Source organism: Myroides sp. LJL116, from assembly GCF_054871685.1.
In genome coordinates this window covers 72295-86682 of the sequence record NZ_JBTXLR010000005.1, presented here as the reverse complement: position 1 = coordinate 86682, position 14388 = coordinate 72295, and the positions used below count along the sequence as shown (strand labels likewise).

The following is a 14388-nucleotide window of genomic DNA, read 5'->3' as shown; positions in this document are numbered from 1 at the left end:
TCTTTAAAATAAAAAGAGGATATAAAAATACCCCAAAGTAGCTACTTTGGGGTATTTTATATTATACCATTATTTTTCAGATTATTTTACATAGTCAAACTCTAGAGAAACAGGTGTTTTTTGTGCTATTCTCTGTGCTTGTAAAGCGCGTAATTCTACTCTTTTTATCTTACCACTTATTGTTTTTGGTAACTCCTCTACAAATTCAATTTTACGAGGCATTTTATATGGTGCTAATAAAGATCTTGTGAAGTCAAAAAGCTCTTTGGCAAGTTCTTTACTAGGTGTATATTCTTTGTTTAAGATTACAAAAGCTTTTACCTCATATCCTTTTACAGGGTGTGGACTAGCTACCACTGCAGATTCTACTACACTTGGGTGTTCTAAAAGTACACTTTCCACCTCAAAAGGGCCAATTCTATAGTCCGATGCTTTAATTACATCATCGTCTCTACCGATAAACCAAATGTATCCATCTGCATCTTTATAGGCTTTATCTCCAGTAAAGTAAACATTGTTTTTAAATACTTCTGCTTGTTTTTGCTTATCGTACATATATTCTTTAAATATACCATTAAGCTGTTTTGTATCTGTTCTAACACAAATGTTTCCTTCGTGATCTGCTGGTAATTCCTTTCCTTCATCATCCGCAATAATAATATCATACAAGAAGGTAGGTTTTCCCATAGAACCATATTTCACTGTAGCTCCTGGGTAATTGGCTACCATACAAGAACTCTCGGTTTGTCCAAAGCCATCTCTAACCAAAAGGCCAGTGGCATCTTTCCATTCTTCAATAATTTCAGGATTTAAAGGTTCTCCTGCTGCAACACATTGTCTTAGGCTAAACTTGAATTTTGATAAGTCCTCTTGTATAAAAAAGCGCAGCACTGTTGGTGGAGCACATAAAGTAGTTACTTTGTGTTTTTCAATTAAACTTAAGGTTGTTTTTGCATCAAATCGATTAGTGGTATGGAAGGCAAAAATAGTGGCTCCTACATTCCATGGTGCAAATAAGCTACTCCAAGCAAATTTACCCCATCCAGGTTGAGAGATATTATAATGAATATCGTCTTTAGTTACTCCAATCCATGCCGAAGTAGTTAAGTGACCTAGAGGTTGGCTTAAATGAGTATGGCATACAATCTTAGGCATTCCTGTAGTTCCAGAGGTAAAGAATAAAAATAGTACATCATCTGGTTTGGTATCTGCTGCTTTTGCGTGATCTTCTTGATTGTCAATTTCACTTAAGCTATACCAACCCTCTCTTTGACCATCTACAATGATTTTTACTGGGATATCTATTCCTGCTTGGGCTTGAGCTTGATCGATTTTCTCCACATTATCGGAGTCTGCTAAAATAACTTTTGGTTGAATTTTTTCAAAGCGGTAGGCAAGGTCTTGCACCCCTAAAATACTAGCAGCAGGGGATAGTCTATATCCGGCCTTAATACAAGCTAGGTGGGTAACCCAATTTATACGTTGTAGCATCATTTGGGTTAAAACAACATCTTGTTGCTTAATACCTTTTGAACGTAAAAAGTTAATTAATTTATTATAACGCTTATATAGCGTTAAAAAAGAATAATGATGAGTCGTCTCTCCATCTGTCCATAAAAGGGCTGTTTTATCTGGCGACTCTTTTACATGAATGTCTTCAAATACTTCTGTTACCCAGTTAAAATACTCTGGTTTTTCAATTTTCAGATCATGTAGAGCCTGATAGTCTTCTTGTTTCAGTAATTCACCGATGTTTTTATATAAATCTTTCATTTAGTTGGTTTTTGGTTTTAGAAATATACATAAAACAAAACATAGATAAAAAAACAAAAGCCTTTAATTGTTAATATTTAACAATTAAAGGTGGTATTTTGGTTTAAATAAAACATCAATATTGTAATATATTAGAAGATAATATAATTAATACATATTTTTATCTTAATTTTTTTAACGAAAAGATATTTGAAGGTATTTTTTAAGGGTGAAATATAAAAAAATGTAAAAAGTGTAAATCTGCTTTATTTAGCCCTTTATTTTACCCATGCTAGGTCAATTACCTTGATAATTCCTGCCAAAAAACCTAAAAAGGAATGTATATTTTTTGTAATAACTCTTGATATTCCTTATCACATTGACTATCTAGAGTAATTCCACCACCGCTTTTGTAATAAAATTGCTCTTTATTCTGTTGTATAAATCGAATCATTACACCACTATCTAAAGTCTCCCCGTTAAAAATACCACATACCCCGGTATAAAAGTCTCTATCGTATTGCTCTACATCTTGTATGATTTCTTGGGTTTTTTGTTTTGGTGACCCCGTAATAGATCCAGCTGGTAGAAGGGCATTAAAAATATCCCCAATGTTTTGTTGCCAATTTTCTTGTAATTGTGTACTTATTTTTGAACTCATCTGTAAAATTGGCCCTTTTGAAGTAGAAATCAGATCTAAATATGCAAAGCTTTCTACTTTAGTGTTTTGTCCAACAATACTTAAGTCATTTCGGATTAAATCCACAATGGTATAATGTTCTGCTTTCTCTTTAGGGTCGTTTAAAAGGATTTCTTGGGCATTTTCAATAGTAGCATCTATGGTGCCTTTCATTGGAAAACACTCCATGGTATTTTGGTGTATTTGTATAAAGGTCTCTGGTGAAAAACAAGTAAAATTCTCTTTAAGGTAGACTTTATACCTGGCCTTTGTTTGAGAATATACATCAAGTAAACTTCCCTTTAAGTCAATAGGGGTTTGAATGGTTAAATTAGTTAAGTAACTATTACCCAGCTTTAGCTGGTCTTTTATTTTATCAAATTTTTCCTTGTAGCTTTCAAAGGACAAAGGATATGCTTTTAAAGAGGGAGTAAGTGCAGACTTAGTTACCTTTTTATTGGTAACTCCTTGGAAATCGAATAAAATTTCATCTGCATTAACTTCATCTAAAGGAAGTACAATATTGTTTTGTCCCTTATAATCCAAAATAAAAATAAAAGGTATTCTTGCCTTTCCAAGTTCATTCATTTTGTGGATAGTTGTATCTTTGATGCTCATTACAGATTTTGAATTTAGAGTTCAAAAATACAAAAATACTTTATGAGCAAAGCAAAGCAAATTGTTATAATCGACAATCAAGATTCTTTTACCTATAATTTATATCAAATTTTTGTGCAACATCCCCTTTGTCAAGTAAAGGTACTTTCAAGTAAGGGATTAAAGGTAGAAGATCTACAGGATTTTGATCAAATTGTTTTATCCCCAGGGCCTGATGTACCAACAGCCTACCCTATTTTATTTGATGTTATCGAGCGTTATAAAAAAGACAAACCTATTTTGGGAGTTTGCCTAGGACATCAGTGTATTGCCCAATACTTTGGGGCCGATTTACAGAATTTAGCTCATCCCTTACATGGACAAAGAATCGAGCTATCTTATATGGACCCAGAGAATATTTTATTCAAAGACATAGAGAGACCATGTTATGTTGGACTTTATCACTCTTGGGCAGTAAGTAAAGAGAATTTACCCCATGCATTATCCATCACTGCTTTAAGTGAGCAAGGAGTTATTATGGGCTTAGCCCATAAAGAGTACAATATTTGTGGTATTCAATTTCACCCAGAATCTTATATGAGTAATCAAGGTGTAGAGATGATTCACAATTGGATAGAGCAATAATGATAAAAAAACAAGACGCCTAAAGAACTACTTTAGAGCAAAATCCCCTAAAAGAAGTTTTATAGGCTAGTTAAATTTCTTAACTTAGTAGGTATTAGCAAATATATTAGGGTAATTATCTGTCAAAAATATATTTAGTTAACTAATTTGGTTTATCCTTTTTCATATCTAAAAACAACGTATAAATGAAAGTTGAAGTAATACAAGATCCCAAGATACGCAAGTATTTACCATGGTTAGGAGCATTGGCTATTTTTATGCAAGCCTTAGATGGGACTATTTTAAATACAGGTTTACCTTCTATTGCTAAGAGTTTGGGAGAATCACCTTTACAGATGCAAAGTATTATTGTATCCTATACTTTAACAGTGGCGTTGCTTATTCCCCTTAGTGGGTGGTTAGCCGATAGGTATGGAACCAAACGCGTTTTTATTACAGCTGTGGTTCTCTTTAGTCTTGGTTCCTTGTTTTGTAGTTTCTCTCAAACCCTAAATCAATTAATACTCTCGAGAATTATTCAAGCTGTAGGAGGGTCAATGATGGTACCAGTAGCCCGGTTAACCCTTATATATGCTTATCCCAAAGACCAACTCTTAGGGGTAATTAACTTTATCACTATCCCAGCTTTAATTGGTCCTATGTTAGGCCCAACAGCGGGAGGTTTTTTGGTAGAGAAATTATCCTGGCATTGGATCTTCTTAATTAATGTGCCTGTTGGTATTGTAGCTGTTATAGTGGCCAATAAAATAATTCCCAATTACACTAATAATGTAAAGAAATTTGACTTGTTTGGTTGGATTTTAGTAAGTGCAGCCTTAACTAGTATAACCTTATTAATAGAAAGATGGAATTCAGATTATATGTCAGTATCCACCATAGCTTTGTTATTATGTGTTAGTATTATTGCTATTGTAGCATATGTATATCATGCCAAGAAGTCTTCTAGTCCACTTATAAAACTGAGTTTATTTAAGATAGATACCTTAAGGGTGGGTTTAATTGGTAATTTAATTACCCGTTTTGGTATAGGAGGGATGCCTTTTATGATTCCTTTACTTTTGCAAGTTGGTTTTGGTTATTCCCCTTTTTATGCTGGGCTAATGATGATTCCTCAAGCTTTATCTAATTTAGTATGTAGAAATTTTGTGGTGCCAATTGTAAAGAAATATGGGTATCGTACCACTTTAATCACCAATACAATTTTGGTGGGAATTCTAATTAGTTTATTCTTTTTTATAGATGCTTCCACTCCATATTGGGTGATTATTTTATTAATGATTGGAAATGGTGGTTTTAATGCCATTCAGTTTACTTCCATGAATACAATATCCTTAGCAGATCTAGACAATGAGACCTCAAGTGATGGTAATAGTCTTTTATCGGTAACCCAGCAACTAGCAATTAGTTTAGGGATTTCATTAGCAGCGATGTTCTTACTTGTTTTCCAACAAAGTGCTATTGGACATGGAGATCAAAATATTGCTGTATTTAGATACACTTTCTTAGTAATGGGGGTAATGACGATTTTATCTAGTGGGATTTTCCTTCGTTTAAAAAGCAATGCAGGGGCAAGTATGTCTGGGAAAGATTTATAAGTTTCATTATGCCATGGTCTAATATAGACATTTGGAGTATGGGAACTTTAGTATACATAACGTATAGGGTGTTTGGCTATAGGCTGGACACCCTAATTTTTTATATCCTTTTTTAAAACTCAAAATGTAGCTAACTGGATTGCTTTAAATTCCTTTTTCTGGCTTTGGGGAAGTCTTCTTTGAATAGATGGGCGCCCTAGGTCTTGTTTTATTTAGTAAACTTCAAAAACACCTTAACAAATTTGCTCCTTTTTAGAACTTTAATTCTACTATTGAAAATTACATAGTGAGCTTTATTATGTTGTTTTTTAAGCAGATATGGCTTATTGTGGAAGAAATTAAGCTATTCTAGAAGTTTAAACTCTATTTAGAATTGTTATTTTTAATTAATTTATTTAACAAAATGGCATTTGTAATGTTTTATGTTATCAAAAATTAATAAATTTAACTTACTAAATTTGATAAAAATATACTAATAAGTACTATTTTATTAAGTTTTAGCGTTACTAAGAAAGTAGAAATGTTAAAATTTCTCTAGTTAAAAACAGAATTAATAAGGCTGAAAAGCGAGTATTTATATTTTAAACCATGTACAGATGAACACACTAACACGCAAGCTAATAATGGCTGCTACCGGATTATTCTTGGTGTTTTTCCTACTAATACACTTTTTAGGAAATACCCAGTTGTTTTTAGAACCTGAACAAGCAAGAGAGAGCTTTAATGCTTATTCTGCTTTTTTATCTGGCAACCCTTTGATTAAAGTGGTTTCTTACGTTCTATATTTATCCATTATTTTTCATGCTATTTACGCTTTGGTAATTACCATGAAAAATAAAAAAAGCGGAGGGCATTACAAGAAGGACGAAAGACAAAAAGCTAGTAAGTGGGCTAGTAGAAATATGGGAGTCCTAGGTACTATTGTATTGATATTTATTGTTTTGCATTTTCAAAACTTTTGGTACCAATATAAGTTTGGTCAAGTAGGCTTAGATGCTAATGGGCATAAAGACTTATATGAAGTAGTTGTTACTGCTTTTTCCCAAGGTTGGTTAGTTGTTGTTTATGTGGTTGCTATGGTAGCCTTGTGTTATCACTTAATACATGGTATTAATAGTGGTATTCGAACACTAGGGCTTTTTAATCCAAAATTTGTTCGATGGACAAAAGCCTTTGCTTTAGTCTATTCCATCGTTATTTGCTTAGGCTTTGCCTTAATGCCTGTTTATATTTATTTCACCCAAAATTAGTTGATGCAATGAAGTTAGATCCAAAAATTCCAGTAGGACCACTAGAAGATAAATGGTCCAATTATAAAAAAACCGCTCGTTTGGTAAATCCAGCTAACCGTAAAAAGCTAGATGTAATTGTTGTAGGAACTGGCCTAGCGGGTAGTTCCCTAGCAGCTTCTTTAGGTGAAATGGGGTATAATGTAAAATCTTTTTGTTTTCAAGACTCTGCCCGTCGTGCGCACTCTGTAGCTGCACAAGGAGGGGTTAATGCGGCAAAGAATTATAAAAACGATGGGGATAGTGTATATCGCATGTTCGTAGATACTTTAAAAGGAGGAGACTTTAGATCACGTGAGGCAAGTGTATACCGTTTAGCAGAATGTTCAGTAAACTTAATTGACCAAGCAGTAGCTCAAGGAGTACCTTTTGGTAGAGAATATGGAGGATATTTAAATAATAGATCTTTTGGTGGGGTACAAGTGAGTCGTACCTTTTACGCAAGAGGACAAACCGGACAACAATTACTTTTAGGAAGCTATCAGGCTTTAATGAGACAAGTAGAGAAAAAGACGGTTAAAATGTATACTTGCCATGAGATGTTAGATTTAGTGGTAGTAGATGGAAAGGCAAAAGGTATTATTGTTAGAAACCTTGAAACCGGAGAAATTGAAAAACACGCAGCCAATGCAGTTGTTTTAGCCACTGGTGGATTCGGTAAAATATATTACTTATCTACTTTAGCTATGGGATGTAACGGATCTGCAATTTGGAGAGCCCATAAAAAAGGAGCTTATTTTGCAAGTCCTAGTTGGACACAAATTCACCCAACTTCTTTGCCGCAAAGTGGAGATTATCAATCTAAATTAACCCTAATGAGTGAATCGTTGAGAAATGATGGGCGTATTTGGGTGCCTTTAGATGCAAATGATACAAGAAAAGCAAATGATATACCAGAGAATGAAAGAGATTATTACTTAGAGAGGCGTTATCCAGCTTTTGGTAACCTAGCTCCTAGGGATATTTCCTCTCGTGCAGCCAAAGAAAGAATTGACGCAGGTCATGGAGTAGGGGCTTTAAAAAATGCGGTATACTTAGATTTCTCTAAAGCTATTAAAGAACAAGGAAAGGATAAAATCAAAGAAAAGTATGGTAACCTTTTTACCATGTATCAAAAAATTACGGATATAGATGCTTATAAAGAGCCTATGATGATTTCTCCAGCAGCTCACTTTTCAATGGGCGGACTGTGGGTAGATTATGAATTGCAAACCACAATACCAGGACTTTTTGCCCTTGGAGAGGCCAACTTTGCTGATCATGGTGCCAACAGACTTGGTGCTAACTCTTTACTTCAAGCATGTGTGGATGGTTATTTTATTGCTCCATATACCATTGCTAATTATTTAGCAGAAGATTTAAAGACTGAAAAAGTAACGGTGGATAATCCAGCTTTTGAAATTTCATTAAAGCAAACCCAGGAAAAATTAGACCATTTATTACAAATCAATGGAACAAAGACAGTGGATTACTTCCATAAGAAACTTGGGAAGCTATTGTATGACTACTGCGGATTAGCACGTAATAAAGAAGGTCTTGAATATGCCATTGAAGAAATCAAAAAGCTAAAAGAAGAGTTTTATAAAGATGTAAAAGTACCTGGTAGTACCTTAGGTATGAATAGTGAATTAGAGAAAGCTGGCCGAGTGGCGGATTACCTTGAAATAGGAGTGTTAATGTGTTATGATGCTTTAACTAGAGAGGAATCTTGTGGAGCCCATTTCAGAGAGGAATACCAAACCCCAGATGGAGAGGCAATGAGAAATGATAAGGACTTCCAGTTTATCTCTGCTTGGGAATGGCCAGGAGAACAAGCTCAAACTCCTATTTTAAACAAAGAGGAGTTAAAATTTGAATTCGTACAACCAACTATCCGTAGTTATAAATAATTGAGATTATGAAGTTGCATTTAAAAGTTTGGAGACAAGACAATCGCAATACACAAGGTAAATTAGTAGACTATACTTTAGACAATGTCAATACACATATGTCTTTTTTAGAGATGTTAGATACTTTAAATGACCAGTTAATTTTACAGGATCAAACACCGGTTGAGTTTGATCACGATTGTAGAGAAGGAATATGTGGACAATGTGGTGTTGTTATTAACGGTCAAGCCCATGGTCCATTAAAAAACACTACTACATGTCAATTGCATATGAGGGAGTTTAAAGATGGAGAAACTATATTAATTGAACCTTTTAGAGCGGAAGGGTTTCCAATCAAAAAAGACTTAAAAGTAGACAGATCCGCTTTTGATAGAATCATTTCCTCTGGAGGATATGTATCGGTAAATACCGGACAGGCTCCTGAGGCAAATAGCATCCCAGTTTCTCACCAAACAGCAGAAGCAGCATTTGATTCCGCAGCTTGTATTGGATGTGGAGCTTGTGTGGCTACATGTAAGAATGGAAGTGCTGCATTGTTTACCTCTGCTAAGATTACCCAAATGGCAATCTTACCTCAAGGTAAAGAAGAAAGAGATAATAGAGCTTTAAAGATGATTCATCAAATGGATCTAGAGGATTTTGGACACTGTTCTAATACAGAAGCATGTGAGGTGAAATGTCCACAGGGCATCTCAGTATTGAATATTGCCAGAATGAATTACGAATACAATCGAACCAACTTTTTCAAGTTTAAAAAGTAAGTTATGAAAATCATCAACAAAAAATTATTCCAGGGAGCTATAGTAGTAAGCACTTTTTTGTTTAGTGCTTACGGCTATAGTAAAGATAAAATTATTGAAAACGATACCATTAAGATTTTCGAAGATGTGGTTGTTTTAAATGAGCCAGAGCAAAAATTTCCCAAATTTAAGATCGGAGGGGTCTTTCAAGCAAGATTCTTAGACAATACAAAAAAAGGAGTAGATATCGATGGATTACAGCACACAAGTGGTGATGTAGTGAGCAATTCCTTTGATATTAAACGTATGCGCGTTTCTTTAAATGCCCGATTATCAGAGAATTTAGAGGTAGTAGCTTTAGCCAACTTTGCAGATTTTAAAAATGACACCAAGACAAAAGTATTGGAGAATGCTTATGCAAAGTATACAGTAAATCGTTATTTACAATTTACTGTAGGGCAGTTTAGACCACTTTTTGGATTGGAAGATACTTATTCTGTGGATATTGTAAAGAGTATTGATTACTCGAATTCCTACTATATGTTCGGTTCCAATGGTTGGCAAAGTTTCCAAATTGGAGCTGCCGTATCGGGTAGTGTGGATTTAGGTAAAGTTCCCCTTAGTTATGGTATTTCTGTAACGAATGGAAATGGAAAAAATACCACCGATAATGACAATGGGAAGAATTATTCTACTCGATTATTATTTCTTTTAGACAAGAAATTAAACTTTAGTGTTGGAGCAAGTGGTGGTTTGGGAGAAACTCATAAAGAGAGTATTTACGCCGCTGGCGTGGAGGCTAGTATCACTTTGCCAATAGCAGATCGTTGGAGTGTAGAGATTCAAAGTGAAGCAAAGCAAGGTACCAATCACAATATGTATTTTGCCACTGCACCTGAGAATCGCTTAGGAAAGCTAGATGATTATATAATGAAGGGATTTTATGTTCTTCCTAACTTTCGTTATGAGCTAGGGCATAGACACTTTCAGGCAATCGAATTTGCAATGCGCTACGAATATTTAGATGCTAATTCTAAGTTAGATTCTAATCCAAGGCAAACTTGGGTGCCAATGCTTAGTTTAGAGTTCTTGAAGAATTACGGTGCTAGAATTCAAATAGGAATGCAGATCGATAATTACAAGAAAAATATCAAAGATACAAAGACCTATAATTCGAATCTTGCCTTTGTACAATTCCAATGCCGATTATAATCATAGAAATATAGTGTCATGAAAGAAATTAATATACGTAATTTAGTAATTACTGCAATAATAGGATTATTGTTGTGGTTTTGTCCTCAACCAGAGGGCGTAAGTCCAGATGCATGGCATTTATTTGCCATCTTTGTTAGTACTATCATTGGTATTATCTTAAAGGCGGCTCCTATGGGTACTATGTGTATGTTAGCAGTTGCTTTAACCGCATTTTTCCAATTATTAGCTCCTGGTGATCCAGGTAAGAGTATTGCTCTTAGTTTAAGAGGGTTTGGCGATAAAGTAATTTGGCTTATTGGAATCTCTTTCTTTATTGCTAGAGGTTTTATTAAAACGGGTTTAGGTAATCGAATTGCTTATTTGTTCATTCGCGGTTTTGGAAAAAGTACCTTAGGACTGGCTTATGGTTTAGGTTTAGCGGATTTAGTATTAGCTCCAGCTATTCCAAGTAACACTGCAAGAGGTGGTGGTATTATATATCCTATTATGAAGTCAATGGCTTTGAACTTTGGATCGGATCCTTCCAAGCCAGAAACCCATAGAAAATTAGGTTCTTATCTTACACTTAATTCTTATTATATGAACCTTATTACCTCATCTATGTTCTTAACAGGAACGGCTTCTAACCCAATGTGTCAGAAGTTTGCTGCGGATTTAGGGGTAAATATAAGTTGGATGAGTTGGGCTGCGGCAGGTTTTGTTCCTGGGATGGTTGCCTTTATTATAACGCCTATTGTTCTTTATAAAATATTTCCACCGGAACTTAAAAAAACCCAAGATGCTCCAAAATTGGCTGCAGAGAAATTAAAAGAAATGGGTAAATTAACGATCCAAGAAATTTTAATGTTGATTACCTTTATTATCCTACTTTGCTTATGGATTACAGGAGATTTATTCAGCATTGATGCAACTACTACAGCCTTTATTGGTTTAACTATCCTTTTATTAACTTCTGTATTAACATGGGAGGATGTGAAAAGTGAGAAAAGTGCTTGGGATACTATCGTATGGTTTGCCGTTCTAGTAATGATGGCTAGTTCATTAAATGAACTTGGATTTATTGGGTGGTTCAGTGATTTAGTACAGTCTAAAATGGGTGGTATTCACTGGCATTATGCCTTCCCAATATTAATCGGAGTTTATTTCTTTTCCCATTACTTATTCGCAAGTGCAACAGCCCACGTAGCGGCAATGTATGCAGCTTTATTAGGGGTGGGGATTACTTTAGGAGTTCCGCCTTTATTATTGGCATTAATGCTTGGATTTATGGGGTCTATTTATGGAACTCTAACCCATTATGGACACGGGCCAGCGCCGGTTTATTTCGGAAGTGGATACGTGGAACTAAAAACATGGTGGTCTTATGGACTTATCATTGGAGTAATGCTTCTAGGGATTTACTTTATTGTAGGTACTTCATGGATGAGTTTAATTGGCGATTTTTAAAATTTGCTTAAATTGAAATTGTAAATAGTTTAATTACACCGGTTTGTTATACAACTAACCGGTGTTTTTTTTAAATAGCTATGGAAAAACAAAAGATAACTGTAGTTTGGTTAGAGAGAAATTTGCGTTTACAAGATAACTACGCCTTGTTTGAAGCGAGCAAAACAGGCCATAAAATAGTGTTTTTATATGTTTTTGACCCCCAAATCTTGGAGGAGTTTTCTTTGAAAGACGACAGAAGAATAAATTATATCCATTACCATTTAACACAGATAAACAAAACATTAAATGTTTTTGGAGCCAATATAATTGCTATGCATCAAAGTGTTTTTAAGGCCTTCGAAGATTTACAAAACTGCTTTGACATTCAACAAGTTTTTGCAGTAAGAGATTATGAACCAAGGAGGGTAAAACGCAATATAGCATTAAAGGATTTTTTATTCAATAAAGGTATTGCTATTCGTTTTCTATGCGATCGTATTTTAATTGAGGTAGATCAAATTGTCAAAAATGACTCTACGGCCTATAAAGTATATAGTTACTATGCTAAGGCTTATAAAAAGCTGTTAGCTCAAATACAAATTAAAAGCTATAAAGTAGAGTTATCTAAGGAGTTACTTTTGGTAGATTATCCATGGGAGTTACCTAGTTTACAAGAGCTAGGGTTTATTACTAGCCAAAAGGTTTTTACTAATGTTACTTTGGATCCTGAAATTTTAAAAGAGTATGGCCAAACTAGGGATATACCTGCTTTAGATGCAACTTCCCATATAGGGATTGCTTTGGTATATGGTACCCTAAGTATAAGAGAATGTTTCTGCTATGCCCAAAAGTACAGTTCTGTATGGCTAGATCAATTAATTTGGAGGGAATTTTTTATTCAAATTCTTTATCATTTTCCTTCAGTGGAATTAAACTGTTTTAAACAGAAGTACCAAGGTGTTGCTTGGCGTAATAATTTGGAGGAATTTGAGCTTTGGTGTCAAGGAAAAACGGGGTATCCGTTAGTTGATGCCGGCATAAGAGAACTACGAACTACAGGTTTTATGCAAAATAGGGTTAGAATGGTGGTGGCTAGTTTTTTATGTAAACACTTATTAATTGACTACCGTTGGGGGGAGGCTTTCTTTGCCCAATATCTAATAGATTATGAGCTAGCTAGCAACAATGGGAATTGGCAATGGTGTAGTTCAACTGGTTGTGACTCTGTACCTTATTTTAGAATATTTAATCCCTCTATACAAGCTAAGCGTTTTGATCCAGATAATATTTATATACAAAAATGGGTGCCAGAGGCTTTCACTGATGATTACTGTTTGCCAATAGTTGATCACCAAGAGGCAAGACTAAGGGCTATTCAATGCTATAAAAAAGCATTAACATCTTAGTAATTGTTAAAATTTCAGTATCTTTATAGGGTGTTAACCAAAAAAGTATAACAATGAAAAAAGGGGTAAAGAGTTTAGCAATGGTTGCTTTAGCTGCAATAGCTCTTGGTACTTGGCAAGAATCAGATGCTTGTACTAGAGTAGTTTATAAAGGGCCAAAAAATACGAATATTACAGCTCGTTCTATGGATTGGAAGGACGATATCGTGCCAAATATGTGGGTTTTTCCTCGTGGAATGCAAAGAAATGGAGTAGTAGGGAAGGCTTCTGCTCAGTGGACAGCTAAATATGGAAGTGTGGTAGTATCTGCCTTTGATATTGCAACTACTGATGGAATGAATGAAAAAGGACTGGTTTCTAATATTTTATGGCTAGAAGAGTCTATTTATCCTGCTTATAATCCAAATGGAAACGAAAAGGGAATTTCTCTGGCTATTTGGGCGCAATACGTCTTAGATAACTATGCTACTGTTAAAGAAGCAGTAGAAGATTTGCAAGATAATCCAATAATTGTTGTAACCGATAATACTCCTGGAAGGGATTCATTAGCTACTGTGCATTTATCTATTTCAGATGCAAGTGGAGATAATGCTATTTTTGAATACATAGATGGAAAATTAGTGATTTACCATAGTCCAGACTATACGGTACTTACAAACTCACCTACTTTTGATAAGCAATTAGCTATTCGTGGTTATTGGGATTACTTACCAGGTAATAAAGTATTACCAGGAACGGGTAGATCAGAAGATCGTTTTGTTCGTGCAGCCTATTATGCCACAGCAGTAGAACAAAGTGATAATCCTAAAATTGCCGTAGGTGCTGCCTTTAGTATTATTAGGAACTGTTCGGTGCCTTATGGAGTTCACATTGATGGTCAACCTAACCTATCCTCTACGAAATGGAGAACTGTTGCAGATCAAAAGAACCTAGTGTATTATTATGAGGATCCACTTTCTTTAACGCCTATTTGGTTAGACTTTAATGAATTAGATTTTAGTGAAAAAGCTAAAGTTAAGAAAATAGAACTTGCAAATAGCCCTATGATTTCGGGTAATAGCAAAGATAAATTAATAACGGCTAAGCCTTTTGAATTCTTAGGAATCCAATAAAGATTAAGTAATATAAAAAAAAGCTGTAGAAATTTTTCTAC

General features: G+C 34.7%; 11 protein-coding genes. 9 read left to right on the top strand and 2 right to left on the bottom strand.

The features are described from left to right. Positions 1–81: 81 nt before the first annotated feature. Positions 82–1773 carry an acyl-CoA synthetase gene (locus tag ACYSNM_RS05990; protein WP_461756056.1) on the bottom strand — a complete coding sequence of 564 codons (1692 nt, stop codon included), beginning with the start codon at positions 1771–1773 and terminating at the stop codon, positions 82–84. A gap of 307 nt (positions 1774–2080) precedes the next feature. Then, entirely contained in the window at positions 2081–3049 is a 969-nt protein-coding gene (locus ACYSNM_RS05985; protein ID WP_461756055.1) for an aminodeoxychorismate synthase component I, read from the bottom strand. Between the two features lie 42 nt (positions 3050–3091). On the opposite strand from ACYSNM_RS05985, the gene ACYSNM_RS05980 reads away from it, so the two are divergent. From ACYSNM_RS05980 to ACYSNM_RS05940, 9 genes are all read left to right on the top strand, one after another. After that, a complete protein-coding gene (locus ACYSNM_RS05980; protein ID WP_461756054.1) occupies positions 3092–3673 on the top strand; it encodes an anthranilate synthase component II in 582 nt (193 codons plus the stop codon). A gap of 185 nt (positions 3674–3858) precedes the next feature. Beyond that, complete coding sequence (gene mdtD / locus ACYSNM_RS05975) at positions 3859–5268, top strand: multidrug transporter subunit MdtD (RefSeq protein WP_461756053.1); 1410 nt, start codon at positions 3859–3861, stop codon at positions 5266–5268. A 596-nt stretch (positions 5269–5864) separates the two neighbouring features. Further along, a complete protein-coding gene (locus tag ACYSNM_RS05970) occupies positions 5865–6518 on the top strand; it encodes a succinate dehydrogenase cytochrome b subunit (protein ID WP_461756052.1) in 654 nt (217 codons plus the stop codon). Positions 6519–6526: 8 nt separating this feature from the next. Further along, on the top strand, positions 6527–8446 hold the full coding sequence (locus ACYSNM_RS05965) for a fumarate reductase/succinate dehydrogenase flavoprotein subunit (RefSeq protein ID WP_461753696.1): 1920 nt from the start codon (positions 6527–6529) through the stop codon (positions 8444–8446). Positions 8447–8454: 8 nt separating this feature from the next. Further along, positions 8455–9207 carry a succinate dehydrogenase/fumarate reductase iron-sulfur subunit gene (locus tag ACYSNM_RS05960; RefSeq protein WP_461756051.1) on the top strand — a complete coding sequence of 251 codons (753 nt, stop codon included), beginning with the start codon at positions 8455–8457 and terminating at the stop codon, positions 9205–9207. A gap of 3 nt (positions 9208–9210) precedes the next feature. Next, a complete protein-coding gene (locus tag ACYSNM_RS05955; protein ID WP_461756050.1) occupies positions 9211–10398 on the top strand; it encodes a porin in 1188 nt (395 codons plus the stop codon). An 18-nt stretch (positions 10399–10416) separates the two neighbouring features. Further along, positions 10417–11847, top strand: coding sequence for an anion permease (locus ACYSNM_RS05950; protein WP_461756049.1), 1431 nt, complete (start codon positions 10417–10419; stop codon positions 11845–11847). Between the two features lie 80 nt (positions 11848–11927). Further along, entirely contained in the window at positions 11928–13235 is a 1308-nt protein-coding gene (locus tag ACYSNM_RS05945) for a cryptochrome/photolyase family protein (RefSeq protein WP_461756048.1), read from the top strand. 80 nt (positions 13236–13315) lie between these two features. Next, positions 13316–14347, top strand: coding sequence for a linear amide C-N hydrolase (locus ACYSNM_RS05940; RefSeq protein ID WP_461756133.1), 1032 nt, complete (start codon positions 13316–13318; stop codon positions 14345–14347). Positions 14348–14388: the final 41 nt, after the last annotated feature.

Excerpts from the sequence above, each read along its gene's own strand:
- ACYSNM_RS05940 (WP_461756133.1), top strand. The coding sequence starts at position 13,316 with ATGGTTGCTTTAGCTGCAATAGCTCTTGGTACTTGGCAAGAATCAGAT.
- ACYSNM_RS05985 (WP_461756055.1), bottom strand. The coding sequence starts at position 3,049 with ATGAGCATCAAAGATACAACTATCCACAAAATGAATGAACTTGGAAAG.
- ACYSNM_RS05990 (WP_461756056.1), bottom strand. The coding sequence starts at position 1,773 with ATGAAAGATTTATATAAAAACATCGGTGAATTACTGAAACAAGAAGAC.
- ACYSNM_RS05950 (WP_461756049.1), top strand. The coding sequence starts at position 10,417 with ATGAAAGAAATTAATATACGTAATTTAGTAATTACTGCAATAATAGGA.
- ACYSNM_RS05965 (WP_461753696.1), top strand. The coding sequence starts at position 6,527 with ATGAAGTTAGATCCAAAAATTCCAGTAGGACCACTAGAAGATAAATGG.
- ACYSNM_RS05970 (WP_461756052.1), top strand. The coding sequence starts at position 5,865 with ATGAACACACTAACACGCAAGCTAATAATGGCTGCTACCGGATTATTC.
- ACYSNM_RS05955 (WP_461756050.1), top strand. The coding sequence starts at position 9,211 with ATGAAAATCATCAACAAAAAATTATTCCAGGGAGCTATAGTAGTAAGC.
- mdtD (WP_461756053.1), top strand. The coding sequence starts at position 3,859 with ATGAAAGTTGAAGTAATACAAGATCCCAAGATACGCAAGTATTTACCA.
- ACYSNM_RS05945 (WP_461756048.1), top strand. The coding sequence starts at position 11,928 with ATGGAAAAACAAAAGATAACTGTAGTTTGGTTAGAGAGAAATTTGCGT.
- ACYSNM_RS05980 (WP_461756054.1), top strand. The coding sequence starts at position 3,092 with ATGAGCAAAGCAAAGCAAATTGTTATAATCGACAATCAAGATTCTTTT.
- ACYSNM_RS05960 (WP_461756051.1), top strand. The coding sequence starts at position 8,455 with ATGAAGTTGCATTTAAAAGTTTGGAGACAAGACAATCGCAATACACAA.